Origin of the sequence: Neorhizobium petrolearium (assembly GCF_017873175.1) — a bacterium.
Lineage (GTDB): Bacteria > Pseudomonadota > Alphaproteobacteria > Rhizobiales > Rhizobiaceae > Neorhizobium > Neorhizobium petrolearium.
The window spans coordinates 83697-109675 of sequence record NZ_JAGGJW010000007.1 but is presented as its reverse complement, the minus strand read 5'-3'; the positions used below and the strand labels follow the sequence as shown (position 1 = coordinate 109675).

The 25979-nt window shown below is 60.5% G+C and carries 38 protein-coding genes; 34 read left to right on the top strand and 4 right to left on the bottom strand.

The features are described from left to right. Window positions 1–22: 22 nt before the first annotated feature. From J2046_RS14990 to J2046_RS14980, 3 genes are read right to left on the bottom strand one after another with little or no spacing between them, the layout of a single operon-like run. On the bottom strand, window positions 23–1153 hold the full coding sequence (locus J2046_RS14990; protein ID WP_210053041.1) for a hypothetical protein: 1131 nt from the start codon (window positions 1151–1153) through the stop codon (window positions 23–25). Between the two features lie 9 nt (window positions 1154–1162). Then, on the bottom strand, window positions 1163–2386 hold the full coding sequence (locus tag J2046_RS14985) for a hypothetical protein (protein ID WP_210053039.1): 1224 nt from the start codon (window positions 2384–2386) through the stop codon (window positions 1163–1165). Window positions 2387–2423: 37 nt separating this feature from the next. Continuing rightward, window positions 2424–3089 carry a S24 family peptidase gene (locus tag J2046_RS14980; protein WP_233469793.1) on the bottom strand — a complete coding sequence of 222 codons (666 nt, stop codon included), beginning with the start codon at window positions 3087–3089 and terminating at the stop codon, window positions 2424–2426. A gap of 143 nt (window positions 3090–3232) precedes the next feature. On the opposite strand from J2046_RS14980, the gene J2046_RS14975 reads away from it, so the two are divergent. The 11 genes from J2046_RS14975 (at window position 3233) to J2046_RS14930 (ending at window position 9937) form a co-directional block, all read left to right on the top strand. Next, window positions 3233–3565, top strand: coding sequence for a helix-turn-helix domain-containing protein (locus J2046_RS14975; protein WP_210053038.1), 333 nt, complete (start codon window positions 3233–3235; stop codon window positions 3563–3565). Window positions 3566–3567: 2 nt separating this feature from the next. Beyond that, window positions 3568–3696, top strand: coding sequence for a hypothetical protein (locus tag J2046_RS34140; RefSeq protein WP_267950842.1), 129 nt, complete (start codon window positions 3568–3570; stop codon window positions 3694–3696). Further along, window positions 3693–4052: a hypothetical protein gene (locus tag J2046_RS14970; RefSeq protein ID WP_210053035.1), complete on the top strand. Its 360-nt coding sequence runs from the start codon at window positions 3693–3695 to the stop codon at window positions 4050–4052. The genes J2046_RS34140 and J2046_RS14970 overlap by 4 nt, the downstream gene beginning before the upstream one ends. Next, window positions 4052–4900 (top strand): ParB/RepB/Spo0J family partition protein, encoded by an 849-nt coding sequence (locus J2046_RS14965; RefSeq protein ID WP_210053033.1) that lies wholly within the window; start codon window positions 4052–4054, stop codon window positions 4898–4900. Before J2046_RS14970 ends, J2046_RS14965 begins: the two co-directional genes overlap by 1 nt. Continuing rightward, window positions 4897–5355, top strand: coding sequence for a hypothetical protein (locus tag J2046_RS14960; protein ID WP_210053031.1), 459 nt, complete (start codon window positions 4897–4899; stop codon window positions 5353–5355). The genes J2046_RS14965 and J2046_RS14960 overlap by 4 nt, the downstream gene beginning before the upstream one ends. Beyond that, window positions 5356–5559 (top strand): hypothetical protein, encoded by a 204-nt coding sequence (locus tag J2046_RS14955; protein WP_210053029.1) that lies wholly within the window; start codon window positions 5356–5358, stop codon window positions 5557–5559. Beyond that, a complete protein-coding gene (locus J2046_RS14950; RefSeq protein ID WP_210053027.1) occupies window positions 5556–7508 on the top strand; it encodes a transposase domain-containing protein in 1953 nt (650 codons plus the stop codon). Before J2046_RS14955 ends, J2046_RS14950 begins: the two co-directional genes overlap by 4 nt. 124 nt (window positions 7509–7632) lie before the next feature. Next, window positions 7633–8655 (top strand): AAA family ATPase, encoded by a 1023-nt coding sequence (locus J2046_RS14945; RefSeq protein WP_210053025.1) that lies wholly within the window; start codon window positions 7633–7635, stop codon window positions 8653–8655. After that, the gene (locus J2046_RS14940) at window positions 8652–8948 is read left to right on the top strand and encodes a hypothetical protein (protein ID WP_210053024.1); all 297 of its coding nucleotides are present in this window, start codon (window positions 8652–8654) and stop codon (window positions 8946–8948) included. Before J2046_RS14945 ends, J2046_RS14940 begins: the two co-directional genes overlap by 4 nt. Continuing rightward, window positions 8945–9253 carry a hypothetical protein gene (locus tag J2046_RS14935; protein WP_210053022.1) on the top strand — a complete coding sequence of 103 codons (309 nt, stop codon included), beginning with the start codon at window positions 8945–8947 and terminating at the stop codon, window positions 9251–9253. The genes J2046_RS14940 and J2046_RS14935 overlap by 4 nt, the downstream gene beginning before the upstream one ends. 33 nt (window positions 9254–9286) lie before the next feature. Further along, window positions 9287–9937: a DUF3164 family protein gene (locus tag J2046_RS14930; RefSeq protein WP_210053020.1), complete on the top strand. Its 651-nt coding sequence runs from the start codon at window positions 9287–9289 to the stop codon at window positions 9935–9937. Between the two features lie 17 nt (window positions 9938–9954). Here the strand turns inward: J2046_RS14930 and J2046_RS14925 are convergent, their stop codons facing one another. Beyond that, entirely contained in the window at window positions 9955–10743 is a 789-nt protein-coding gene (locus J2046_RS14925) for a hypothetical protein (RefSeq protein WP_210053018.1), read from the bottom strand. Between the two features lie 106 nt (window positions 10744–10849). On the opposite strand from J2046_RS14925, the gene J2046_RS14920 reads away from it, so the two are divergent. The 23 genes from J2046_RS14920 to J2046_RS14810 all read left to right on the top strand — a co-directional run bounded on the left by J2046_RS14920 (window position 10850) and on the right by J2046_RS14810 (window position 25973). Next, window positions 10850–11491 carry a regulatory protein GemA gene (locus J2046_RS14920; RefSeq protein ID WP_210053016.1) on the top strand — a complete coding sequence of 214 codons (642 nt, stop codon included), beginning with the start codon at window positions 10850–10852 and terminating at the stop codon, window positions 11489–11491. Next, window positions 11484–11882: a hypothetical protein gene (locus tag J2046_RS14915; RefSeq protein ID WP_210053014.1), complete on the top strand. Its 399-nt coding sequence runs from the start codon at window positions 11484–11486 to the stop codon at window positions 11880–11882. Before J2046_RS14920 ends, J2046_RS14915 begins: the two co-directional genes overlap by 8 nt. 100 nt (window positions 11883–11982) lie before the next feature. Beyond that, the gene (locus J2046_RS14910; protein WP_210053012.1) at window positions 11983–12714 is read left to right on the top strand and encodes an NlpC/P60 family protein; all 732 of its coding nucleotides are present in this window, start codon (window positions 11983–11985) and stop codon (window positions 12712–12714) included. A gap of 1 nt (window position 12715) precedes the next feature. Then, the gene (locus tag J2046_RS14905; RefSeq protein WP_233469783.1) at window positions 12716–13003 is read left to right on the top strand and encodes an NAD(P)+ transhydrogenase beta chain; all 288 of its coding nucleotides are present in this window, start codon (window positions 12716–12718) and stop codon (window positions 13001–13003) included. Further along, window positions 13000–13389: a hypothetical protein gene (locus tag J2046_RS14900; protein WP_210053008.1), complete on the top strand. Its 390-nt coding sequence runs from the start codon at window positions 13000–13002 to the stop codon at window positions 13387–13389. Before J2046_RS14905 ends, J2046_RS14900 begins: the two co-directional genes overlap by 4 nt. 13 nt (window positions 13390–13402) lie before the next feature. After that, window positions 13403–13594, top strand: a complete 192-nt coding sequence (locus tag J2046_RS14895) for a hypothetical protein (protein ID WP_411828505.1) — start codon at window positions 13403–13405, stop codon at window positions 13592–13594. Continuing rightward, window positions 13591–13815 (top strand): TraR/DksA C4-type zinc finger protein, encoded by a 225-nt coding sequence (locus J2046_RS14890; protein ID WP_210053007.1) that lies wholly within the window; start codon window positions 13591–13593, stop codon window positions 13813–13815. Before J2046_RS14895 ends, J2046_RS14890 begins: the two co-directional genes overlap by 4 nt. Further along, the gene (locus J2046_RS14885; protein ID WP_210053005.1) at window positions 13812–14144 is read left to right on the top strand and encodes a DUF2730 family protein; all 333 of its coding nucleotides are present in this window, start codon (window positions 13812–13814) and stop codon (window positions 14142–14144) included. The genes J2046_RS14890 and J2046_RS14885 overlap by 4 nt, the downstream gene beginning before the upstream one ends. Beyond that, entirely contained in the window at window positions 14141–14455 is a 315-nt protein-coding gene (locus J2046_RS14880) for a VpaChn25_0724 family phage protein (protein ID WP_210053004.1), read from the top strand. The genes J2046_RS14885 and J2046_RS14880 overlap by 4 nt, the downstream gene beginning before the upstream one ends. Window position 14456: 1 nt before the next feature. Next, window positions 14457–15044: a DUF3486 family protein gene (locus tag J2046_RS14875; RefSeq protein ID WP_210053002.1), complete on the top strand. Its 588-nt coding sequence runs from the start codon at window positions 14457–14459 to the stop codon at window positions 15042–15044. Next, window positions 15044–16708 (top strand): hypothetical protein, encoded by a 1665-nt coding sequence (locus J2046_RS14870; protein ID WP_210053000.1) that lies wholly within the window; start codon window positions 15044–15046, stop codon window positions 16706–16708. Before J2046_RS14875 ends, J2046_RS14870 begins: the two co-directional genes overlap by 1 nt. A 1-nt stretch (window position 16709) precedes the next feature. After that, window positions 16710–18200 (top strand): DUF935 domain-containing protein, encoded by a 1491-nt coding sequence (locus J2046_RS14865; protein WP_210052999.1) that lies wholly within the window; start codon window positions 16710–16712, stop codon window positions 18198–18200. Then, window positions 18193–19437, top strand: coding sequence for a PBECR2 nuclease fold domain-containing protein (locus J2046_RS14860; RefSeq protein WP_210052998.1), 1245 nt, complete (start codon window positions 18193–18195; stop codon window positions 19435–19437). The genes J2046_RS14865 and J2046_RS14860 overlap by 8 nt, the downstream gene beginning before the upstream one ends. Before the next feature lie 94 nt (window positions 19438–19531). Then, entirely contained in the window at window positions 19532–19978 is a 447-nt protein-coding gene (locus tag J2046_RS14855) for a hypothetical protein (RefSeq protein ID WP_210052996.1), read from the top strand. A 143-nt stretch (window positions 19979–20121) separates the two neighbouring features. After that, entirely contained in the window at window positions 20122–20634 is a 513-nt protein-coding gene (locus tag J2046_RS14850) for a phage virion morphogenesis protein (protein WP_244446843.1), read from the top strand. 229 nt (window positions 20635–20863) lie between these two features. Next, window positions 20864–21982: a peptidase gene (locus J2046_RS14845; protein ID WP_210052994.1), complete on the top strand. Its 1119-nt coding sequence runs from the start codon at window positions 20864–20866 to the stop codon at window positions 21980–21982. Window positions 21983–21992: 10 nt separating this feature from the next. Then, a complete protein-coding gene (locus tag J2046_RS14840; protein WP_210052993.1) occupies window positions 21993–22370 on the top strand; it encodes a hypothetical protein in 378 nt (125 codons plus the stop codon). A gap of 30 nt (window positions 22371–22400) precedes the next feature. Further along, window positions 22401–23333, top strand: a complete 933-nt coding sequence (locus tag J2046_RS14835; RefSeq protein ID WP_210052991.1) for a major capsid protein — start codon at window positions 22401–22403, stop codon at window positions 23331–23333. A 98-nt stretch (window positions 23334–23431) separates the two neighbouring features. After that, complete coding sequence (locus J2046_RS14830) at window positions 23432–24022, top strand: hypothetical protein (protein ID WP_210052989.1); 591 nt, start codon at window positions 23432–23434, stop codon at window positions 24020–24022. A gap of 3 nt (window positions 24023–24025) precedes the next feature. Next, complete coding sequence (locus J2046_RS14825; RefSeq protein ID WP_210052987.1) at window positions 24026–24454, top strand: gp436 family protein; 429 nt, start codon at window positions 24026–24028, stop codon at window positions 24452–24454. Then, window positions 24454–24885 (top strand): phage tail terminator protein, encoded by a 432-nt coding sequence (locus J2046_RS14820; protein WP_210052985.1) that lies wholly within the window; start codon window positions 24454–24456, stop codon window positions 24883–24885. Before J2046_RS14825 ends, J2046_RS14820 begins: the two co-directional genes overlap by 1 nt. A gap of 1 nt (window position 24886) precedes the next feature. Next, the gene (locus J2046_RS14815; protein ID WP_210052983.1) at window positions 24887–25051 is read left to right on the top strand and encodes a hypothetical protein; all 165 of its coding nucleotides are present in this window, start codon (window positions 24887–24889) and stop codon (window positions 25049–25051) included. Next, complete coding sequence (locus J2046_RS14810) at window positions 25044–25973, top strand: phage tail tube protein (RefSeq protein ID WP_210052981.1); 930 nt, start codon at window positions 25044–25046, stop codon at window positions 25971–25973. Before J2046_RS14815 ends, J2046_RS14810 begins: the two co-directional genes overlap by 8 nt. Window positions 25974–25979 lie beyond the last annotated feature (6 nt).

Sequence of the window (25979 nt, the reverse complement as noted above, 5' to 3'; positions counted from 1 at the left end):
AAGCTCGCCCATCTCAGCCAGGTCACTTGTAATTGAACATTATATCGAGGACAGCCTTCATCATAAATATGTTTATCGCCGGCATCTGACCCTCGGCGCCGGACCGATACACAGAAAGCTGATTATGCACTATCAAATTCCGACAAGCATACATCGAGGCCACCCAGTCGTCTTTTCCGTCGGTAGTTTCCCCGCAGGTATCCAAGAGTTGCACGCAAAGCGCATGAAGGCGATCGAATGTGGCCCTCTGTCTACCGGTGGTAACGCTGTTCACTATATGGAGCCGCTTTTTCTCTCCGGATATTTCGGCAAGCCGCTTTCGTAGCTCCCAGGCGGTCAATTGCTCTTGAGCAATCTGCCGAACCTCTTTCGACAGAACATCCTCAATGAGCATTTCGAGCACCTGGTAGTAGCTGAGGTAAGTCCAAGGAGATGTGAGATTCAATGCCGTCGGCTGAACGATACGCGTAAATTCATTGAGATGAGCCGCGATGGTGGAGGATGGAGCGCAAATCTTCAACGAGGTAGGTTCGGCGCTCATAAACAAATCATCGTAAGGCGTCAGAAGCGACCCGTCGTTGATGAATCCGGAGCAAACTTCGAGTTCCCTTCTATTCGAAAGAATGAACACTCCTTGGCGCTTCAAGCTGTAGTAACAGTGATTAAACTGAAGGCCCTCTTCCTCGAGAACCTGACGCGATAGCACGCAAAACGACAAAAATGGGGAAAATAGGCTTTCTAAAGGAGCTTCGCTAACGCCTCCTCGTATCAGTGCTTCGGCTTCAGAAAACGACAGGAGTGAAGGATTAATTAGAGCTTGCCGCATTCCAGCATAAGCAAAGTCCAACAGAAAGGGCTCGTCTAGATACAGATCGGGCTCGGCAAAGTAGTTAACGGGAACGAGCCAACCTACTCGCTTCTTATTGGTAATGATCTTCCGGAATGCTCCCGATTCGTCACGCCCTGTGAAACACGGGTACATGACGAAAGATGAATCCGGGAACGCGCCTTTACCCTCCTTCTGCAACTCCGCTAGCGGAAGTTTGTGCGTGAAAATAAAGAGCTTTTCGCCTTGAAAGTCGACATCTTGAATATTGAAGCGAAGAGAAATGCTCTCTCCCACGACTTCTTCAATTTTTCCGCTGCTAAGCATTGGAACAGCTCAACTTCCATACATCATGCCGTAAGCTTCCTGTCCGCGAACCCACGCTTTGCTCATATCCTGGGCCGTTTCAAAGGCCTCGGTGAATAGCGCCCGGAAACCAAGCTGAAAATATAGACGTTGGGCATCGCCAATCTTCTTCGCCTTGCCTGAAACTTCTGCCAGCGAGAGGATTAGAAGATCCATCGACTCTTCCGGCGCTTCGGAAAAGCGAAGTCCATCGATGATGAGAGCGATTCCGTCCAGGTCCTTAATCAAGCCATGTTCGATCAGCCGCTTACATTCTGCCCCAAATCCAGCCATTGATTGAGCTTTGGTAAATATTGCTTCGATATTCGTGCCGAACGGCTTGGTCCCATCTGGAAACCGCTCGGCATTATAGGTCCAGTCGTTCGATATTTTTGAAACCTTAATTACAAACTTGTTGTGCAATACCAGAAGACGGGTCATTTCATCCCCCTTCTCCTCAAATTTGTAACTCTCCAGGAACTCCATTTCTTTCAACGTCCCTACAAGAGCCTGCTTGTCATACGGCATAGGGCTTGCGGTTGAAAAGGCGTAAAACATGTCCACGACATCCGAATATTTGTATTTTGAAATACCCCTCGCACGAGCCTCATCAACTTCACGATAGACCTTTATACCATCGGGAAGCTCATCCGCATCGATGTAATCTTTATACAATATCTCGAGTTGATGTCGAAAGGACATTGGGGTTTGCCCAGTGTTGAGGGTTAGCATCCTGTAAAGGATGCCTTGCTTGGACAGACCAAGATAGACCTCGAAGCGGATCATCGTGGCAAGGAAGGCGTCTAGCTTACCGTCAGCCAGATTTCCGTCCATGATCGATTTAATTGTGTAGGTCCGCTGAAGACCATCCAAAATCATCACACTTGACGTAGCGAACGCCTCATCGACAGCAAGCTCCAACTGCCCTTTCCGTTCTTCATCAATGTCCTTCTCCAAACAACTGCGCACCAGCGCGTCGTATTTTTTAGAAATATCACCCGTTATGGAAAGAATGATTGGCGGGATGACGCATCCTGCGATCATATCCCGCTCCAGAAGCTCATATGTTTTGGCAGCAGACTTTACTTTTGTGCGCTGATATTCATTTTTATCCAAAATGTTCTGCGCAAACTGATAATATTCCTTAACGGACATCTCGATCAGGCAGTTAATGCCCATTATTTTCTTGTCGATCCTTGCAGAGTGAAATTCCATATTTGCCTCAATCCGGTATTCGATAAGCTTGTTTTCATTATCTAACGGGCATCGGTGCATGGCCGGTGAACATGATCCGACCGCCAACCGACAGTTCGTGCACGCGATCGGCGGTGAAAACCTCTGGCTGATAGCCGGCCGCCTGGTTGTCCGAGGTCAGATAGAGCTTTCCGTCCATGGCCCAACGCGCGCGCTTTACCAGCACTTTATCCGTGACGTTGAAATGATAGATGCGACCGTCGTCGACCTCTGTTTTTGAAGCGTCGGCTATCAACAGCGCGCCATCCGGGATCGTCGGCCACATGGAATCCCCCCTCGCCTCAAGGATATAGCAGTATTCGGGGTTAGCGCCAAGGTTGCGAAGAAACTCACGAGCGAAGGCGACATCGCCGATTGGCATCTGGTTGACGGCGACCAGACCATTGCCTGCCGATGCCCGTGCGTCGAATCGCGGGAGGCGAACGATGTTGCCGGGATCCACTGGAAGCGGCAATGAATAATTACGTTCGAGCGATCGACCGGTGAGCCAATCTAGCGACACGTCACAGGCGTCCGCGATCCTCGCAGCGATCTCCACGCTCGGAAGCGAACCTCTCTCGTACATTTTGAGCGTCTGAACCTTCACGCCAACTTTGCGTGAAAAATCAGCGTCTCGCATATCCCCCTGAAGCTCCTTCAGGCGCTCCCCAAACGTGTTCTGCATCGCCAAAGACGCAAAAATTCAGTGTGATTAATTTTTACGTTGACCAAACTGAATAATTACGTAATCTCTCCATAAATACGGACCAAACACCCCATGAAAAGGGAGGCCGGCCAGGGCCTCCCTCATCACCACGAGGACCCACTATGCACCGGCGCCAGCAGGCCGACAAGCAGACCCATAAATCTGACCCCAAGATTGCCGAGATGACCGCCATCAAGAGCAAGCTCTTTGCGGCGGGCCTCACCCTCCTCAAGATCGATCGTGACTACAGCCTTCCACGCGGGACGTCCGGAACGACGCTCCGGGAGCCCAACGTGAAAGGTGAGCGGGCGATCGCTGCAGCTCTCGGCACACGGCCAGAATTTCTCTGGCGGACGCGTTACCACGCCTCCGGTCTGCGGAAATCGCCTCAACCCGCTGAAAACTATGTCCGGCCCGCCACCATGGCGCAACGCCAAAACCGCAAGGCGGCCTAGACATGAAAAACCCCTTCATCCCCTCGCATTCGCCGATCTGCCGCGTGGCTGATCTCATCATGATTTTTGGCATTGCTGTAGCCGGCCTGGTGGCCGCGATCGCGGCCGTTTTTGTCCAGGTGTCGGCATGATCAACACGTTCGATCAGAAGGCGCTCTATGAAGCGCATCTTCATGCCTGCTTTGCGGCGACCCGCGAAGGTTTCCCGCATCTCGCCATCCGCGACATCGTCGACCCGCCACATCAGTGGTTCGACGCCGCACTGGCCCGCCAGATCGTCATGCACCTGATGGTGCGCGAGTTCAAATGGCCGAAGCGCCGGGTCGTCGAAGTCGAGGACCGTTCCCGTGAAGCGATAAACCGGGCGCTGCGGACCATTGAGCGCCGCAAGGAAAGCCCGCGTTTCGCCGCCCATTACGCGACGATCGCCAGGCGCGCCCACTCCCTCATCCTGTTTCAGACCGAACAAGAAAAAGACGTCGCATAATGGCCGAGTTCAAGCGCATTCTCATTTCCGACATCGTGGTTCCCGAACGCCTGCGCGCGGTCGAGGAAGATCAGGCGCTCGCGATCGCCCAAAGCATCGTCGAGCATGGCCTGATCAACCCGATCACGGTGCGGCTGACGCCGAACGCCAAGGGCGGCAGGTTCACGTTGGTTGCCGGTGCACATCGCCTGCGGGCCTGCATCCTCAACGAAGACACCGAGATCGAGGCCATGATCGTCGAAGGCGACAAGGCCGAGGCGCAGCTGATCGAGATCACCGAAAACCTCTTTCGCAACGAGCTGTCGGTCATCGACAGGGCGATATTCGTCCAGTCGTACCGGGAAATCTGGGAGCAGAAGCACGGAAAGGTCGAGCCAGGCCGTCCGGGAAATTGCGCCAACTTGTCGCAATTATTTGCCGACGAGGCAGAGGCAGGAAGTTTTTCGCTTCATGTCGCCGAGCGCATGGGACTATCGCGTCGGGCGATCGAGCGTCTTGGCAATATCGCCAAGAGCCTGCATCCCGATGTCCGCGCCGCCGTGCGCGGCACTCCAGTAGCGGACAATCAATCCGCCCTTCTGAAGATCGCGAAAATGGAGCCGCAGAAGCAGCGGCGGGCAGCGGTCGCGCTTCGTGCCGAGCCGGATTTCAAGAAGGCGCTCGCCCTCGTCGAGCCGCCGCCTCCCCTCCCCAACGCCAAGGCAAAACAGGCCGAGCTTCTGTCGCGCCTCGTCACCGCCTGGGAGGATGCCAGCGAGGAAACGCGCCGGCAGTTCCTCGACCATATCGGCCTTGGCGAAGGCGGCGACCCGCTCATGCAGCAAATCCGTGCGGAGGCCGCCGAATGACGACACATCCTGCCCAACTCGATTTCTTCCTCGAGCCGCTGTTTCCCGTCCGCTCGCCAACCACGACGATCGATATCGAGCAGTTTCGGGCGAAGCTGAAACGCCAAATGGCCCGCGCGATCCGCGAATGCCCGCACAGCCGCGAAGTGGTTGCCGCCCGCATGGCGCAATATCTCGGCCTGCCGAACCTCTCCAAGACGACGCTCGATTCCTACACTGCCGAGAGCAAGACCACTCATGACGTCAGCCTCGTGCGCTTCAAGGCTTTCGTCCGCGCAACCGGCGCTGTCTGGCTTTGGGATTTCGTCGTCTCCGAGGACGGCCTGACGATCCTGGAAGGCGACGAAGCCCGTCTCGCGGAAATTGCCCGTCTCCAGCAGCAGCAACGCGAGCTGCAGCAGCAGCTCAAAACCCTTCGATCCACTCCGATCAACATCAAACGGCGGGGGCTTTAAATGGCGGGGAAAATCTCACTCCTCAGTCAGATCGCAGCGGTGCAGACCGTTGCCGACAACAATTTCGCGTCCTGGGCAAACCGGTCGGCGCGTGAACTGCAGCAGGAACATCTGCGCGCAGCCCTGGACACGCTGAAGTTCGTCAAGGCCCACGAGGCCGACTTCCGCGCCTACATGGCCGCAAGACAAGGTGGAAAGCCATGAAAGAGTTTTTCACAGTCGCCGAACTTGCATCCGCAAATCTGCCGGACCTGCCGCGCGACGCCTCCAGCCTCGACAAGCTTGCCCGCGCCCGCTGGCGCGGTGACGAGCGCCTGGCGAAGCGGGTGCCAGGCAAGACCAAGCCGGTCTGGGTCTATCATCTCTCCCTGCTGCCGAAGACGGCGCAAAACCGGCTTCTGGTGGTGCATTCTGCTCCCGCAAACGACGATCGCAATCTCCGGAAGGAGGAGAAGGCCGCTGTCTGGAGGCAGTTCGAGAGGCTCTCGAAAGAGCACAAAGCCATCTGCGAAGCGCGTTTGAAGGTGCTTCGAATGATCGAAGATTTTGAAGCCGATGGCCTTACAGCACGGGCAGCCGTCGCAATGGCGTGCCGGAGAGCCGGTATCGAGAAGTCCGCCGTTTACGAGTGGCGGAAGATGGTCGCGAGCCACGATCGGGAAGATTGGCTTGCGGCGCTCGCTCCCACCTATCGCAAGGAAGGCACCTGGGCCGAATGCCACGCGGATGCCTGGGAGGCGCTGAAGAGCGATTATCTGAGACCGGAAAAGCCGACATTTTCGGCCTGCTATCGCCGTGTCGCGAAGCTTGCCAAGAAAAGGAAATGGCTGCCCATTCCCAGCGAACGGGCCTTGCGCCGCCGTTTTGACCACGAGGTCCCGGAGGCGGTCCAGATTGCCGCACGCGATGGCCGACAAAAGCTGAAGGCGCTCTTTCCGCCGCAGCGCCGCACCCGTTCCCATCTCCACGCCATGCAGGCGGTCAACATGGACGGTCACCGCTTTGACGTGTTCGTCCAGTTCCCCGACGGGCGCATCGGCCGCGTCTATATGGTGGCGCTGCAGGATCTTTATTCCGGCAAGTTCGTTGCCTGGCGGATTTCCGACAGCGAGAACAAGGAGACTGTGCGGCTGGCGATCGGCGACATGGTCGAGCGGTTCGGCATCCCGGACATGATCACGCTCGACAATGGTCGAGCCTTCACCAGCAAATGGATTACAGGCGGTTCCGCCACCCGGTATCGCTTCAAGATCCGCGAGGAAGACCCGCGCGGCCTGCTGACGACGCTCGGCGTAGAGCTGCAGTTCACCAAGCCATTCTCCGGTCAGTCGAAGCCGATCGAACGGGCCTTTCGAGACCTGACGGACGATATCGCCCGGCATCCGCTTTGTGCCGGCGCCTATACCGGTAACCGACCGGACGCGAAGCCGGAAAACTACGGTTCGAAGGCCATTCCGCTCGAAACCTTCATCGCCCATGTCGACGAGCAGATGGCCGAGCACAACGCCCGGCCGGGTCGCAAATCCGCCAACTGCAATGGCCGCAGCTTCGACGAGACTTTCGAGGCGAGCATCGCGGACCCCGGCACGATCGTTCGCACGGCAACCGCCGCGCAGCGTTCGCTCTGGTTGCTCGCCTCGGAGGCCTTTAGGGCGCGGAAGCCGAACGGCGAAATCCATCTGCATGGCAATCGCTATTGGTCCCCGGCCCTCACCGGCTATGCCGGCCGCAAGGTCATCATCCGCTTCGACCCCGATCATCTGCAGAAGGACATCAAGGTCTACGACCTCGACAACGTCCTCATCTGCGACGCGCCCTGTGTCGAAGATGCTGGTTTCCACGACGCGGAAGCTGCGCGGCAGCACGCCAGGGCGAGAGGCGATTACCAGAAGGCGGTCGCCGCCGAGCGTGCCGCTCACACCAAGCTGACCGCCCAGCAGCTCGCCGATCTTTACGCCAATGCGGACCGCCCCAAACGCGCGCGCGCTCCCGTCCGCAGCAAGGTCACGCGAATTGCGACGGGAAATCTCGCCGTTAAAGCCGAACCGGTGGACGAGGCGAACTTCGAGGACAGCTTTTCGCGCGCCCTTTCCAAAGTCGCTGGCGGGCACGCGGTCATCCAATTCCCGCAAGGGGATCGGCTCCGCAAGTAGTGCGTCGGAGCCGCATAGCAGAGCCGAAATGTATCGAGTCCGGTTCCCAACAAAAAAAGAGGGCGGGACCAGAGCCCGCCCAACAAAAGCTCCCCTAGGGAGCCTGCGATAAAGGAACCTTTGCATGAACAAGCATGTCGACACAAGACCCTATTCGGGTTGGGAGCGTCCAGAACCTGATGAAGCTTTCGTCAGGAAGCACAATCCGGACGATCTCGATGAATGGCGCCAGCTCCGGGAGCAGACCGCCGAGATCGCCATCGCCAACGCCTGGACCAAGGCGGAGGTCACCCGCCGCAGCAGCATGAAGGACGGTACCTTCAGCCAGTGGTTTTCGGGAAGTTATCCCGGTGTCCTGGCCAACGTAAACCGCCAGGTGCGCGTCTGGATCGACGCCGTCCTGGAAGCTGCCGCAATGCCGGCCCTCCCGAGCTCTCCGTCATTCGTGAGGACCCGGATCGCGGTCGAGATCGGCCAGACGCTGCAATGGGCGCAGATGACCGCCGATCTCGTGATCATCACAGTCGCGGCAGGAAACGGCAAGACCATCGCCTGCCGCCATTACAAGGCCACCCATCCGCATGTCTATCACGCAACGATCAGCCCGCACACGAGGACCGTCCACGGCATGCTGGTCGAGCTTGCCGCCGAGCTGGACGTCTTCGAGGCCAATCCTGCCCGGCTGACCCGCGCCATTGGCAACAAGCTTGCCCGCAGCGGTGGCGGCACGTTGCTGGTGGTCGATGAGGCGCAGAATCTCGTCGACGACGCGATCAACCAGTTGCGGCATTTCTCCGACATCTATCAGTGCGGCATCGCGCTCGTCGGGAACGAGGAAGTCTATTCTCGCTTCGTCGCGCAGGTGAAGGGCCGGTCCTACGCGCAGCTTAAGCGCCGCGTCGGCAAGCATTTGAAGCGGCAGAAGCCCTACGCCGAGGACATCGCCGCCTTCATTGCGGCCTGGGGCGTGACCGAGGCCGACAGCGTCCGGTTGCTGACCGGCATCGGCATGAAGGGCGGTGCGCTCGGCCAGATCGACAAGACGATGAAGCTCGCCAGCATGATTGCGATCGGCGAGGAGCGCGAGGTCACGGTCAAGGATATCGAGGCCGCCTGGAAGAACCGCGACGTGGAGGACATCGCGTGAAGTCCCACCTCGCCCTCAGTGAAGAACTCGATCTCCTGCGCCTGGAGTTCGAACCTTACGAAAAGGAAGGCGGCTTCCTGCCCGCCGACGAAATCTCCCGTCTCCGGCGCCGGCTGTCGCTGCTCGCGAAACTCGCCCGCAGCCAGGAAACGGAGCTGGCGATCCAGCGCCTCATCGAAGCCGGCCGCGTCCAACTCAACACCATGGGCGACTGCGCCCTGGAAGCAGCCGGCGACCTCATCCTCGCCGCTGAAGGCAATGTCATCCGCCCCGATTTTGGAAAGAAGAAATGAGCAAGACAACAGTTACCGTTTCCGAACAGCTCCGCCGCGTCCGCCGGGAGTTTCAGGAGTTCCGTCATGGCGGCATCGTGCTCTCCAGCGAGGACGCGGAAGGCCTGGTGCATCGCCTCGACGAGATCATCACCGACGCCCTCAATCTCGAAACGATCGCCCATTGGCACGCCTTTGACAGCCAGGCGGCGGAACAGCGCCAGACGCTCGTCGCTCCGGCAAGCGTCATCGTACTCGATGCCTTCCGCCCGCACAGCAATGTCGTGCGGTTCCCTCCCCGCCCCACGCCTTCACACCAGCGATGAACCATTCCCGCTAACATATTAGGATTTCAGCAAATGAACGCAGTCATTCTCGAAGAGCGCCTCGACGGCATCACCGTCATCAACGGCAAGGAATTCATGACCGACGCCAAGGGCGGTTACGTGCCGCTCGCCATGGTGAAGCCGCAGGACAAGCTGCAGGACGAAACCGTCCGCAAGATCATGGCCTTCGCGCTCGATCTCAATGCGCAGATTGCCCGTTTTCGCGGACATTCCATGACCGACCTCGGTGACCTGGACGCCCTGCTGGCCCAGGAATACGGCGCCAAGATCGGCGGCGCCAAGGGCAATCGCACCTATCAGACCGTTGACGGATTGATGAAGGTCCAGGTGCAGGTCGCCGAGTTGATCGATTTCGGGCCGGAGCTGCAGATCGCCAAAAGCCTGATCGACGAGTGCCTCAACGAATGGTCGGCCGACAGCCGGCCGGAAATCCAGGCAATCGTTACCCGCGCCTTCAACACCGACAAGGAAGGTAAGATCAATCGCGCCGAGATCTTCATGCTGCTGCGCCACCAGATCGAGGACGAGCGCTGGCAACGGGCCATGGACGCGATCCGCGATGCGATGCGGGTGACAGGCTCGAAAGAGTACCTGCGGTTCTATCGCCGGGCCGCCGTCACCGACCAGTGGCAGGCGGTGACGATCGATCTGGCTAAGGCTTGAGGTACAAGATGCTCACTCTACAGTTTAATCTCGTAGGCGTCAGCCAATTTGTACAGTTCCTGAAATACGGGTTCCATCCCGCGCGCCACAGAGTCTGTGGGGCGACCGCGCTCTATCGACTCGATGACATCCTTCAGTTTCCGCTCCAAATACTCCTTAGAAGGCCCCGGAGATACTCGAATTTTCAATTCGTTGCTCTGAGCCTCTTCCAGATACCCCTTCAACTGCGCAGCCGCAGCGCCCAGTTGCCTCATTTCCGTCTGCGCTCTCTCCAGACGCTCCCTCAACTCCACCAAGCGGAATGTAAGGAGTCCTCCAAAGAGCTTTTCAGCGGCCGCCCAATGCGGTCGGTCAATGACTTTTTCAACTCCATTGAACATCCGGCGGCCCTCTTTTGCATAGGCGACAACAGCCTCGATATCCTCTATTCCGTCGCTCGGCCCTTCAAAGCCGGGAGCATTCTTAAGATCCTTGTAGAGAATCTTCAGCTCTCCAAATTGAGGGATGAGCATGCGCTCGATACTCAACCGATCGGAACGAAGCGAAACCGTCACAAGCTGACGATGACGCCGCTCATTTTCTCTATCGGTTGCGCGCATCTGCCATACCGTGGCGCCGGCGGCCGACACCGCAAGGATACCAGTAATCAACGTTTGGAAATCGTAGAGCTGCTTTCTCCACCAGTTCCCGCCAAAACCGAAAATGCCAGGCTCACCACCGAACATAATCAGGGCCAGCATGCCGCCCAGCAAGCCAAGCAGCACTACGGCACCGATCACATATCCGATTATTCTGATCACCGTCATGCCCCACTCCAGATTGTGCTTCCTGACAATTGCATGACTGGACGCTGCCTCAAAGGTCGCGGGCGTGAATTCACAACATCGCTTGTTCGTTCGAGTGGGGGCTAACATGTCTTCGGCAGCTGCGACCATTCACGCTGGATGCCGACAGCTCGGCATCGACGAAGACGGCCGCCGCGCGCTTTATGCCCGCGTCGCCCGCAAAGACCGTCTCACGCTCATGTCTTCAGCTGAGAAAGAAGCGGTAGTCGACGAGCTACGCCGGCTCGGCTTCAAACCCACCTCAAAGCGCCGCAACGGCAAACGCAAACTCTCCGGCCGATATGCCGCCAAGCTGCAGGCGCTCTGGATCGCGGCTTGGAACCTTGGACTTGTTCGCGATCGGGAGGATGCGGCGCTGGAGGCATTCGTCCGGCGCCAGACCGGTCTATCGGCAGAACGGTTCCTGCGGTTCCCGGACGATGCCGCAGGGGTCATCGAGGCGCTCAAAAGCTGGATGGCACGCGAGGCCGGTGTCGAATGGAGCCGGGCATCACTCGACTGGCTTGCAGCTGACGGCGCCAAGATCGCTTGGGCGCAATGGAAGATCCTGCACCCGGAAGCAAACCTCGTCGTCAGACTGGGATTTGACCAGGTGGCACTTGCGGCCGCAGCCCGCACCGATTGGCTTGGCGCCATGACGCCGCAGGACTGGATCCGCGTCATGAATGAGCTCGGGAAGCGCATTCGCGCCGCGAAAAAGCATGTCTGATCTTCCCGATCGCGCCTGGTTCACGCCGCTCCTCAACCGGATCGCCGACGCGGCCGGTGAGAGAGCTGCGATGATCCTCGCCACCGAGAAGGCCTGCCAGGAATTCTATGTCCCCGCCAAGGTGAAGCCGGACCATTGGCTGGCGCGACTGGTGGGGCTTGACGAGGCCCGAGCGATCGCAGAAGTATTCGGGGGACAGAACATAACCCTGCCCCCTTCGATCGGCGGCCAAAAGCGCAAACGCGCCAGCATCCTGGCGGAAATGATCGACAAGGGGCATACGGTCAACAAGATCACAGCCGCCACCGGCGTTGCTCGATCGACGGTTTATGACCATAGGGCGAAGCGCAAGGCATCGCCCAAGGACGATCCCCAAGGCTCCCTTTTCTAAGACCACCTCAGTTTCAGCCCCGTCCGATTTCGGACGCTGCCCGGCTCGCTCAGCACGAGCCACTGTGCCCGCAGACGGTTACCGATTTGTGGGGTTGCTAATGACCTTTGAAGAATGGCTGATCAGCCGGCTACGTGCCTGGGGCTGTTATGCGGGCACCATGGATGGTGTCCATGGCCGCGCCGTGATCGAGGCGCTTCGCCTTTTTCAGGCCTCCGAAAAACTGCCGGTGAGCGGCGTTGCCGACGAGGCGACGGTCGCAGCGTTGCGGCGTGATCCCGGCGTCCGGCCAGGCGCGCTTGCCATCTACGAAAAGCAGGTCCCGATCCCGGCAGAACCCGTCTGGATGCGTGAGGCGTGCCGCTTCATGGGCTTGAGGGAGATCGTCGGCCCGAAGTCGAACAGCACGATCATGAGCTGGGCGAAGAAGCTCGGCGGTTGGATCGCCTCCTTCTATGCCGATGATGATATCCCCTGGTGCGGCCTCTTCATCGGCAACATCATCGCGACCACCCTGCCCCGTGAGTTGCTGCCCAAGAACCCGCTGGGAGCGCTCGAATGGGGTAAGTTCGGCAAGCGGCTCGACGCGCCGGTCCGCGGCGCGATCATGACCTTCGTGCGCCCCGGCGGCGGGCATGTCGGCCTCTATGTCGGCGAGGATCGGACGCATTACCACATCCTGGGCGGCAATCAGTCGAACAGCGTATCGATCACCCGCATCGAAAAGAACCGCATGGCCGCTGTCCGCTGGCCCAAAACCGGCGAGCCTCCGAAGGGTGGCAAGATACAGCTTACGGCCGCCGGCGTGCCGACCTCGAAAAACGAGGTCTGATATGCGCAAACCCGGATACAGGCTCACCCGCCAAGCGTTTTGGCTGTCCTTTCTGTTCGCCTGGTGTTCGATCGGCGCCATCGTCTATCACGGCGTACGTGGTTCCGAGCAGGCGGTGGCGCTCGCCAATATCGTCGTCCCGTCGATGATCGTCCTGATTGCCGCGTTGCTCGGCATCCATCGGTTCTCCGGCGCGATGGATTTCAGGGCGATGACCGATCGCAGCTTCGACCCACCTTCCCCTCCTCCTTACCTGCCGCGCGACCAGCCGGAGGAAGGCTCGCCATGATTTCGGGGTGGTTATCGAAGGCGGCCACGCCGCTGATCAAGATCGGGATCGTCTTTGCGGTCGCCGCCCTACTCGCTCTCGGTGCTGCGTATTTCGCATACCGTGCCGCCGACAAGCTCGGCGAGATCATCGTCGATCGGGTCAAGGCAGCAGTCACCGAGCGGGACACCTACTGGAAAGGCCAGATCGCCGAAGCGAACGTCAAAGTGGCGCTGGCCGAAGCTGCCCAAGCCAATACCGCGATGCGGCTCAACAACGAATTGGCGGCAGCACGCGAGGATGCCCGTCAAGCCCAAGAGGATCTGGAGAAAGCAAATGCGGCTTTGCCTGATGGCGATCGCAATGGCCTCGACATTGGCCGGGTGCGCCTCCTCAACCGTCGTTGAGGAGAAGCCGACCGTGATGTTGATCGATGCGAAAAAGACGGTTCCGGCGGAGGCCGAAAAGCCTTGTGCCGACCCCACCGCGTTGCCGGACCGAGCGATCTCGGCCGCTGAGGCGACCACCCTTTGGGGCGCCGATCGGAGTGCGCTGCGCGTATGCGAGCAACGCCGAGCCGCGGCCGTCAAGGCGATTGGCGGTGCCCCATGAATTTCGGGAGCAATGCCAGCCTCGATCTGGCCGCACTGCGCGAAAGCCAGGAGCGCGATGCGATGATTGCCCAGGCGATAGCGGCCGTCGCGACGGAAGGCGCGGCGAATTGCACCAGCTGCGGCTTTCCGATTCCGGAAGAGCGCCGGGCGGCAGCGCCGTTCGCCCGCCGCTGCATCGAATGCCAGACCTTCTTGGAGCAGGAAAAGTTTCACCGATGAGCCTTGCAGAAATCTTGCAGTACCTGACGCTTGCCCTCTCGATCATTGCACTGCTCGGGCACGGCAAGAATTTCTTCTCGTCCGGGGAAAAGTCTCTCGTTGCCCGGATCGACAAGGCCGAGACCTCGATCGCCGACCATGAAAAGCGGATCGGCGGGATCGAAGGCGAAATGGAACATCTGCCGACACAGGAATCCCAGCACCGGATCGAGATGAACATGGCCGAGCTGTCAAAGGAGATCGCCGTTCTGACGGAGAGCCTTAAGCCGATCCGAGCGAATGGCGAACTGTTGGCCGACCTTTTGCGCGAACAGGTGAGGAAGTCATGAGCAATCTCGGTATCGATTGGGCCAAGGTCCGCCGCGAACGCGCCCGCCTCATCATCCTAAAGGCGCTTGCCGAACAGACGAACGGTACGCTCGACAGCAGCATGATCGAGGAAATCCTTGCCATCTTCACGATCCGCGAGGAGCGCGTCTGGATCCACGAGCAGATGGAATATCTGGAACGCCGTGAGGCCGTGAACCTCACCAGCGCCGGCTCTGTGAAGATTGCCACCCTGACCAAAGTCGGGCGCCGGCATCTTGACCGCGACATCGCCATTGAAGGCGTGACGCGCCCCTCCGAGCCGGAGAACTAGAATGGCGAAGGGTCGCGGACGCCTGAATGGCATCGAACTTCTTCCGGAAGCCTGCGCCCATGTCGTCGATTGGGCTGCGGCTGAGTTGCAGAAGCGCGAGCGAACCCAGACGGAAATATACGAGGAGTTTTATGCGAAGCTTGAAGCGCTTCAGCGAGAATATCGCGGCGAGCTGGAATTCGCGATACCGTCTTTTTCCGCCTTCAATCGTTATTCGATCAAGCTTGCCACGCTCACCCAGCGGCTCAACCAGACCCGCGAGATCGCCTCGACCCTTGCCGCGAAATTCGATGCCGGTGATTCCGACAACCTCACACTGATCGCCGCCGAAGCCATTAAGACATTGGTGTTCGAGCTAGTCACGAATGCCGGCGAAGCGGGCTTCGTGCCCAAAGATGCGATGTCCCTTGCAAACGCGCTGCGGGCTGCGACACAGGCCCAAGGCGTCTCTACATCGCGCCGCCAGAAGGTCGAGAAGGAATTCGCCGAAAAGGTCGAAAGCGCGGTCGAGACTGTCGCCACAGCAAAAGGCCTCACCCGGCAGACCGTCGCCGAGATCAAAGCGCAGATCCTCGGAGTGCGTAGCTGATGAGCCTGCACGTCAATCCTGCCGAGATCGACACCAGCCAGCTCGTCACCGAGGAGGATTGGGCGCGCCACCGTCGTGTGATGCAGCTTTCACTCCCGCCGGAGCTGGAAGGCAAGGAACTGCCGGACGTCCTCCTGGAGCATCAGAAGGAACTGCTCGCGGCGACCGCGATGTATCGCCTGGTCGTCACCGACAAGAGCCGGCGCGTCGGTGCCACCTGGGGCGTCGGCGCCGACGCGGTCCTGACGGCTGGATCCGCCCGCACCGAAGGCGGCATGGACGTCCTTTATATCGGCTACAATTTCGATATGGCGCGGGAGTTCATCGACTGCTGCGCGATGTGGGCCAAGGCATTCATGCCGGCATGCTCTGAAGTTGCCGAGTTCCTGTTCATCGAGGAAGGCGAGAAAGGTGCGGAAAAGGCCATCAAGGCGTTCCGCATCACGTTTGCCAGCGGCTTCGAAGTCGTCGCGCTATCCTCGAAGCCGCGTTCGCTACGCGGCCGCCAGGGCTATGTAATCATCGACGAGTACGCTTTCCATGACGATCCGGCCGAACTGCTGAAGGCGGCCATGGCGCTGCTGATCTGGGGCGGCAAGGTGCTGGTCATCTCCACCCATAACGGCGTCGATAATCCGTTCAACGAGCTGATCCAGGAGATCCGGGGCGGCAAACGGCCGGGCAAGGTTGTTCGCGTCACCTTCGACGATGCACTGGAGTACGGTCTTTATCAGCGCGTCTGCCTGAAAACCGGTGAGACCTGGACGCCGGAAGGCGAAGCCGCATGGCGCGCCGATATCTACAAGTCCTATGGCGCCGGCGCCGACGAGGAGCTGCGCTGCATACCCTCCCAGGGCGGCGGCGCGTATCTGCCGCGGACATTGATCGTCGCGCGCATGCATAAGGATATTCCCGTCATCCGCTGGATAGCGCCGCCCGGTTTCGTTGATTGGCCTGCCGAACTGCGGGACGCGGAGATAGAAGAGTTCTGTCAGGAAAAGCTCCTTCCCCTCCTGAAGGCGCTCGATCCGACGTTGCGGTCTTGCCTCGGCCAGGATTTCGGCCGCTCGGGCGACCTTTCGGTCATCCACCCACTACAAATCCGCTCCGACCTGTCCCTTGCCACGCCTTTCCTGCTGGAGCTGCGAGACGTACCCTTCGAGAGCCAGAAGCAGATCGTCTTCTTCATCATCAAACATCTACCACGTTTCTGTCACGGCGCATTCGACGCGACCGGCAACGGTGCCTTCCTGGCGGAGGTCTGCCGACAGGAATTCGGTGTTTCGCTGATCAGCGAGATCAAACTCAACCCGACCTGGTACCTGCTCAATATGCCGAAGCTTAAAGCCGGCTTTGAAGACGGCTCATTCGAGCTTCCGCTCGATGACGATGTCCTTACCGACTATCGGGCGCTCAAGATGGTCAAAGGCATCGCCAAAGTGCCCGACGATGCCCGCTCCATGGGTGCGGATGGTTTCGAGCGCCACGGTGACTCGGCGATAGCCGGCGCCTTGGCAGTTTTTGCCAGCGAACAGGACACAGGCGAAGTCGGCGCCGGCACGACAGGCACGCCGCGATCGAGCAGCCGCGTCGCGGAAGAGTTCGGCGGCAACTTCGGCGGGGTCGAAGCCCGCTCTGATCTTTCCAGCTTTCTGAGGATGTAAGATGGCCACCCCGCCCCTTCCCGAAATCGCAACCACCTCCAGCGACCCTTACGTCCCAAACTTCACCGGCTTGCTTCAGCCAACCGACGACGTGCTTGCTTCTCGTGGAGGTGCCTCGGCGATCAAAATCTACGATGAGATTCGCCGTGATCCGCATGCCTTCGCGATCCTGCAGAAGCTCAAGCTGGAGGTCGTCTCGCGCGAATGGTTGGTGCAGCCGGCATCTGAAAGCCGTCTCGACAAGAAGGCCGCCGCCGAAGTCGAGCGCCAGTTGAAGGCGATCAACTTCGATCGGCTCACCAAGGGCTTGCTCGGGGCCGTCCTGAAGGGCTTCGCGGTCGCCGAGGTGTTGTGGTCATCAACGGCCCTTGGCTGGGAGGCCGTGGCCGTCAAGGTCAAGAAGCAGCGTCGCTTCCGCTTCACCGTCGAGGGCGAGCTGCGGCTTCTCACCCGCTCGAACACGATCGACGGCGAGCCGGTTCCCGATCGAAAATTCATCGTTCACCGTCATTCGATCGACGATGACGACGACGATCCCTATGGCGTCGGTCTTGGCTCGGTCCTGTTCTGGCCCGCCTGGTTCAAGCGCCAGGTGCTGGCGCATTGGCTGCGTGGCTCGGAAAAGCACGCCACGCCGACGACCGTCCTTTCCTATGATGGTGCCTACGACAAGAAGCGCCAGGAGGAACTGGTCGGTGTGCTGCGGCAAATGGCCAATGACACCGGCCTCGTCATCCCCAAAAGCGTTGAGGCTGATCTGCTCGAAGCGGCGAACGGTGGTGGTGGCGAGATCTACGAGAAGCTTGCCCGCTACCTGGACGAACTGATGAGCGAGGCTGTGTCCGGCGAAACGCTGACCACCAATTCCGGCGAACGCGGCGCCCGATCGCTTGGCGAAATCCATAACGAGATCCGCATCGCGATCGCAAAAGCGGCCTCGGACCTGATCAGTTCCACGATCAAGAACACGCTGGTCCGCTGGATCGTCGAGCTGAATTATCCGGGCGCTGGTCTGCCGGACGTCTGGCGTGACTTCTCCGAGGCCGAGGATCTCGACCAGAAAGTTAAGCGCGACGAGACGATCCACGGCATGGGCTACAAGCCGAAGAGCGTCGACTACATCAACGAGACCTATGGCGGCGATTGGGTGGAAAAGGAGCCTGAGGCGCCCGAGGAAGAAACGCAGCCAGGCGCTCCGGCCGCGACCGCCAATCTCGACTTTGCCGATCCGCCTGCGACGGCCGCCGACAAGAATGCCGAGACGGTCAAGCATCTCTCCGACCAGCTTGAAGGTTTCGCGCAGCCGGCGATCGACGCCATGATCGAGCAGATCCGCACCGAATTCACCGAGGCGCGCGACTATGACGATCTGATCCGCCGGCTCACGGGCCTGTCGGCGAAGTTGGCGATCGACGACCTCGCCGGCATCTTCGAGCAGGGCATCACCCTTGCCCGCCTCGAAGGCCATGACAGCGTGGGCGCCAATGGCTGACGGACTGCCATTCCAGGAGGCGATCGATTTCCTTGCCGGCAAGGTGAACCTGCCGACCAGGCGCTGGGACGATCTGAAGCATGCCGCGCATGTGCGCGCCTTCTCGGTTGCCGGTGTTACCCGCGAGGACATGCTTGCCGATTTCCGGGCCGCGATCGAGAAGGCCCGCCGTGACGGAACCGGTTTCAAGGAGTTTCAAAGCGACTTTAACGCCATCGTCGAGCGCACGGGCTGGAAGCATTTTTCGCACGGCAAGACCGAGGAAGAGCGGCGCGCCTGGCGGGCCAGGATCGTCTACACGACCAACATGCGGACCAGCTACATGGCCGGCCGCTACGCGCAGCTGACCGATCCCGACGTCCTGAAATATCGCCCGTACTGGCAATATATCCATTCCGGCGCGGAGCACCCGCGGCTTCTGCACCTGTCCTGGAACGGCAGGGTTTGGCGGGCCGACGATCCGGTATGGCTGCGCATCTATCCGCCGAACGGCTGGGGCTGCGGCTGCGACGTCGAAGCCCTTTCCGAACGCGAGATGCGGGCGCTTGGCAAGTCCGGTCCCGATCCGACGCCCGACCTCAAGCCCTATGAGGACACTGACCCTCGCACTGGTCAGGCCGAGATCCGCATTCCGGGGATCGATCGCGGGTGGGAGTACAACGTCGGACACGAATGGATGCACGGCATCGTGCCGGCCGAGCTGCGCAAGCCATTGCCGGCCTTCGGCGACATGCCGGCCGTTGCGGATCTGCCGCCCATGCCGCCGGCGACGCGCGCCAGGGCGAGCGACCTTCTCTCAGAAGAGCTGAGGTCGGAGCAATATGTCGAGGCCTTCCTCAAGCCATTCGACGTCAAGCCCGGCGGCTACGGCTATTTCCGCGACGTTTCCGGCGGGATCATCTCTGTCAGCCAGGCGCTGTTCGAGCAGCGCACGGCCGAGGGCACTGTGATCGGCCTAAAGAGCGGCAAGCGTGGCCGCGGCCAATATGCACGACTGCTGGCGAACACGATCATTGCGCCCGACGAGATCTGGGCGGACTGGGCGCAGGTGAAGAGCGGCGTGGTATTGCGCAGGGCCTATCTGAAGCGCGTCACGCTTGCCGGCGGCCGCAGTCTGTTCATCCGCTTCGAATGGACATCGAAAGGCTGGACGGCGATCACCGGCTTCGACACGACGGAAAACTACCTGGAGAAGTTTCGGCGCGGGGCATTGCTCTATCAACGTGATGCGAATTGAGGGGAAATTCAAACCACCTGGTTCGAGCGCAGTGCCGTTCACACCGGATCGGAGTGCCCTTTGCCTGCGAGCCTGATGCGGTTAAGTTGGTAAAATGAAGTTCGGCAAATTGAAATCTATCGGGCATAACATCGCCGACTCGCTCGCGAGCGGGATCGGGTTGATGATCGGCGTCTATGAGACCGATGTGTTTGGCGAGTCAGCAAAAAGCCCTGAAGATTACATATTGGTCGACTTCATCGCTGGGACTTCATCTGGTGCGCAGCCCTCGGCTTCACTGGCCCGAGCCATCGATCTTTACGCGCAGGCGTTGGATGACCTCTGTCAACGACATGGAGTGAGAGCTGACGCGTTCCGCGTATTGACCGCACGCTACTCAGTCGACAGGCACGGCTGCCGCTTTGTTGTGACGGTCGTAGATCACAATGGGCGTAGTTCGACCGATGAATATCTTGGCACACCGGGTAGACGCGTCACGGTGCGCGATGAGTTCGGCCGAGTTCGGCCCAAGCGGCATCAAACATCGCAGAATGCCGAATGAGCCTAGAGTTCACTCCGAAAATGACAAAGGCGCGTCTCCGTTCGACGCGCCCATGTCACTGGCCTACGGAGGGCGAACGGGCCTCGACCGGTGACAGACGCAATATAACACCGCGCACTTGACGCGGCAACGGAGAGACCATTGTGGCAGCATCCATCACACTCGACAGCATAGACGTCGACGCCGCGCTTGCCCGCCTTTATGACGCCGCCGGCGATGTGACGCCGGCACTAAAGAACATCGGCGAATACGGCGCCAAGTCTACCCGAGCCCGTTTCCTTTCAGAGACAGATCCTGAGGGCAATCCCTGGCCAGACCTCAACCCGCTCTATGCCAAGACGAAGAAAGGCCCCGGCAAACTTCGCGGCGAAACGCGTGCGCTCTCGCAGATCGTCTGGCAGCTCGTCGAGGATAGCGGCGTCGAGTGGGGCTCCAACGAGGTCTATGCGCGGATACACAACGAGGGCGGCACGATCGTTCCGAAGAACGCGGCCGCCCTCGTCTTCTCGATGGGCGGCCAAACCTTTCATGTGAAATCCGTCACCATCCCGAGGCGCCAGTTCCTCGGTACGAATGGACACGACATCGAGGAGATCCTCGGCATCGTCCTCGACCATTTCGCCGACGCGGTGGAGCATCAAAAGCCAACCCCATGAAATTCGCCTCAGGAGCGCTGTGGAAACGTTCCGACGCCCCGACCCACGGGCGAGACCCGGAATGCGCGCCCGCGGGCTTCAAAACCCCTTCAAAATTGAAGACGGACATGGTTGCTCCCGCTCACGTCCGCGTTTATGGTCACAACCAGCCCCTCCCCCTCAAATTGGTTCTGTGACCGTCCGATTTCGGACGGCGGATTAATCTGCCGCATCCGCCTTAGATGCGGGCATGAAACCGTTCGAGATTTTCCGCACCGGAACCCACACGACCGCCAAGGGGGCGACGCTCAGCTTTTCGGAGGCTGACGTTGCTGCAATCGCCTCGGCCTATGATCCGACGCTGCACGAGGCGCCAGTCGTTGTAGGGCATCCCAAACAGAACCTGCCGGCCTACGGCTGGGTAAAGAGCCTTTCTGTAAAGGACGGCCATCTGATCGCCGAAGCCGACCAGGTCGAGCCGACCTTCTCCGAGCTGGTCCGCGAAGGCCGGTTCAAGAAGCGGTCCGCCGCGCTCTATGGACCGAACGATAAGGGCAATCCCACCCCAGGCCAGTATTACCTCCGCCACGTTGGTTTTCTCGGAGCCGAGCCGCCGGCGGTGAAGGGTTTAAAGCCGGTCGAGTTCTCGGATGGGGATGAGCTGGTCGAGATCGAATTCTCCGAGTGGCGAAATTCCTGGGCCTTTGAAAACGTCTCCCGGATGTTCCGTCGCCTGCGCGACTGGCTGATCGAGGAAAATGACCTTGAAACGGCCGACCGGCTGATCCCGGTCTATGACCTGGAGCAACTCACCCAGGCTGCGATCGAGAGCCGCATCGAAGCGCGCGCTGAAGATAACCGCACTCTTTTCTCCGAAACCTCACCGAAGGAACCAGACATGACCAAGACCGCCGAGGAGCGGCTGGCGGAGCTTGAAGCTCGCGAAGCCGCTCTTAACTCCCGCGAGACCGCGATCACCGGTCGGGAAACCACCTTCTCCGAAAATGAGAAGAAGGCACGCGCCAAGGAAGATGCAGATTTCGTTGCCGCGATCATCGAGGACGGCCGCCTGCCGATCGGCCTTCAGGCGACCGCCACCGCGCTCTTCTCCGAAATCGACGATGGCGCACTGGAGTTCTCCGAAGGCGACCAGGTCGTGAAGACCACCGGCCGCGCTGCCCTCCGCGATCTCCTCTCCAAGCTGCCGAAGCCGGTAACCGAGGGTGAGCTTGGCACTGGCGATGGTCATGACTTCTCCGACCCGGCCTATGTCCAGGCCGCCATCGAAACCGAAATCCGCACGGCCAAGGACAAAGGCGAGACGATCTCGCCCGCCCAGGCCGCCATGCGCCTCCAGTCCCGCCGGTAAAGGAACGCCCATGAACCCCTTCACCAAGACCCTCGTCGCGTCGGGCGCCATCGGCCACCGTCGCCTTGTGAAGTTCACTGCCAATGACGGTGAAGTCGCACTGGCAACTGCCCCAACGGACATCATTGCCGGCGTGACCGACTTCCCCTCCGGCGCGACCGACGGCGAGCGCATCGACGTCATTCTCTTCGGTCCCGCCGAAGTGGTCGCCGGCGGCACGATCGCGCCGGGTGCGGCCATCACGGCGGGCGCGGCTGGTGTTGCCGTCGCGGCAGCGCCTGCGGCCGGCATTAACAACGTCACGGCCGGTTTCGTGCTTGCCGGCGCCGTGGCCGGAGATTTCGTGCGCGCCTTCATTCAGCGCGGCAGCATCCAGGGCGCCGCGTAAAGCGCGCCCGTAACCCCTTAGGAGCCCTCCATGGCAGGTCAGCCTTTTCCCGTCGATCCGGTGCTTGTCGGCATCGTCCAGGCCTACCGCAACAACGCATTGATCGCCGATCTCGTGTTGCCGCGCCTCAACCCGCTTCTGCCACGCGAGCAGTTCAAGTGGTGGCGCTTTGATTTCGGGCAGTTCATCACCCGTCATGACACCAAGGTCGGCCGTAAATCCGAGCCGAACACTGTCGAGTTCAATGCCGAAGAGATCGAGGATCGCACCGACGATTACGGTCTCGACGATGTTGTCCCCGTCGCCGACAGCCAAAATGCTCCGGCCGGTTACGACCCGCGTGCATTCGCGGCGCAGAAGCTCATCGATCTGGTGCTGCTCGATCGCGAGGTCCGCGTCTCCAGTCGCGTGTTCGATCCCGCCACCTATGGTGCGGACAACAAGGAGACGCTGGTCGGTGCCTCGAAATGGAGTGACGCCGACAGCAAACCCATCGTTGCGGTCGCCGAAGCTGCCGACAGCATGGTCATGCGTCCGAACCATGCCGCCATGGGGCGCTCAGCCTGGACGACGCTGCGCACCAACCCGAGCGTGCTGCGTGCTCTGACGCCTTCGGGCGCCGGCGACGGTTATGCCAACAAGCGAGCGGTCGCCGACCTCCTGGAGCTGGACGACATCTATATCGGCGAAGGCTGGGTCAACAGCGCAAAGCCAGGCCAGCCAGTCGCTCGCCAGCGCGCCTGGGGCGATAACTGCCTGCTCTTCCATAAGGCGCAGCTCGCCGACAGCGTCTCGGCGACACCCACCTTCGGCTGGACGGCGCAGTTTGGCACCCGCGTTTCCGGCTCCATTCCTGAACCGAAGATCGGACTGCGCGGCTCCGATCGCGTCCGCTCGGGCGAGAGCGTCAAGGAAGTCATCTCCGCTCCCGAGCTGGGCTACCTCATCTCCGACATCACCTGATCCACTGCCGTGTGAACTACGCCCGGCGCGAATGCCGGGCGGATTTTTCGAAGGGGATCGACCGCGATCCTTTTCGCAAGATCCGAAAGGAGGGCCAGATGGCCAAGAAGCCCATGAAATCCAACGCCCCGGCCGAGGAGGTCACTGAGACCACGGTCACTCCGGGGCAGGATGCCGCCACCGATCCTCGGGTCAAGCCCGAGGAGCCGCGTGATCCGGCATCCACCCCGTCAGGCGAGAACGGGCCTGACGGGAGTAATACCCCCAGCGATAGCGGCGATGCTGCTGGCGAAGCTTCGGCCGAGCTTGTGAAACCGCAGGTGAACGCTACTCCGACCGAAGCCATCCTGGCGGAGGCGGAAAAGGCACAGCCGGCCCCGGAAGCGGAAGCATCGGCTTCCGGGGACGCCACGGGTGAGAAATTCGACCTGGCCACCATCATGGCCGCAAGCGGAATCATAGAGCCGGCCGATCTGTCGGCCGAGGACCGCAGCCACCTCGTTAACCTGCTCTTCGGCGAAGGTGCCCGGGTGGAACGGCGCGAGGTCCATGTTATCGGCGGCCCGATCCGGCACAACAACGTCAAGTTCAAGCTGGGCAAGCCCATTGTCCTCACCGAAGCAGAACACGCTCCGCTACGCGAGATGCGCTTGGTCACCTCGTGGGAAACCGGCAAGGTGGTGGACTGACCCATGCCCTACGCGAGCCTCGAAGATCTGATCGAGCGTGCCGGCGAGGATGAAATCCTTCAGGTCGCCGATCGAGACGAAGACGGTATTCCCGATCCCGACGTCGTCGAGGCTGCGTTGGTGCACGCAGACAATATCGCCAACGGCTATGTCGCCGTTCGCTATGCGCTGCCGCTGACAGCCGTGCCCGATTTGCTGCGCACCTGGTGCGTCTCGATCGCCCGCTACCAGCTGCATCGCGACGGCGCTCCGGACTACGTCGTGCGCGATTACAAGGATGCGCTCACGGCTTTGAAGGATCTGGCTCGCGGCGTTCTGGACTTGCCGATCGGCGTCGACGATCCGCAGCCGGCACCATCCGACAGCGGCCGCGTCAGCATCGTCGGGCCGGAACCTATGTTCACCGCTGACAAGCTCAAAGGGTGGCTTTGATGATCCAGGACGTCATCGACCGCCTGAAAGCCATGGCGCCATCGCTCTCGGACGTTTCGGCCGCCGAGGACCTGGCCGCATTGGCGGAGGGCATCGCGCCGAAGAGCGGCGCGACCTTCGTCATTCCGTACCGCGAGCTCGGCAGCCCGAACAGCCGGGCCTCCGGCGGCTTTCGCCAGGAGGTCGGCGTGCAGATCCTGGTCGCCTTCGTCGTCCGCCGGCACGACGATTCCAAGGGCGCCAAGCGCGTCTCGCAGTTTGACACCTATAGCGGCGAGATCGAGGCCGCACTTGCCGGCTGGGCAATCGAGCCCGGAAACGAACTCTTCTGGCTGGCGGCCGGCAAGTCCGCGCCGCTCGGCCGCGGCAACGGCGCCACCGTTTACGTCCAGACCTGGCAGACAAGCCGGTTCATCAGAAAAGGAAACTGACATGAAGGGTCAAGGCGGATCCTACATCCGGCAGGCAGACGGTTCCCTCAAGCTGGTCAGCCGCACCGAACAGGCGAAACCGAAGATTGAAGCGGCCGCATCCGTGGAGCCGGCTGCGGAAGCAAAGCCTGCAGGCAAATCGAAGAAGGAGAGCCAGGGTGACTGAGCGCTACGTCGACAATCTCGCCATTCTGGCGAAAACGGAAACCGTCTACGCGGAGGACCCGACGCCAACAGGCGCCGCCAACGCGATGATCGGGACCAACGTCAGCTACGAACCGTTCGTTGGCAACGATCTCACTCGCGACCTGATCAAGCCCTACATGGGTCACCAGGGCGTGATCTTCGACGGGAACTATTGCCGCCTGTCGATGGAAATCGAGATTGCCGGCTCCGGCGATCCCGGCACGCCGCCGGGCTGCTCGCCGCTCCTGCGTTCTTCCGGCCTTGCCGAGGTCATCACGGCCGACACCGACGTCCAGTATCACCCGGTCTCGAAGCTCTTCGAGAGCTGCACGATCTATTTCAACGACGACGGCGTGAACCACATCATGGCCGGTTGCCGCGGCACGGTGACCGGCCAGCTCACCCCCGGCCAGATGCCGCGCTTCGTCTTCACCATGACCGGCCTGCTCGGTACCTTTTCCGACACGGCCCTGCCGACGATCGACGATTCGAAGTTCATCGATCCTGTGCCGGTCAATTTTGAGAACACGACGGTCTCGCTGCATGGGTTTGCCGGCGCCTGCGAGGGCTGGAGCTTCGACCTCGCCAACGCGATCGAACCGCGGCTCTTGATCAACCAGCGCTCGATCCGTCAGACCGGTCGTCAGATGGTCGGCCAGGCGATCTTCGAGGCGGCGCTGCTGACTGAGAAGAACTGGCTGCAGACGATGCAGTCGCACACAGTCGGCGTGATGGCCGCCCAGCACGGTACCGTGGCCGGCAACATCGTCGAGTTCGATGCGCCGAAGGTGCAGATCGGGCGGCTCACATACGGCGCCACTCAGCGGATCCGAAACAACACCTTGCCGCTGATGTACAGACCCGACGCCGGCAACGACGAATTCGTCATCACCTTCCGCTGATTTCCA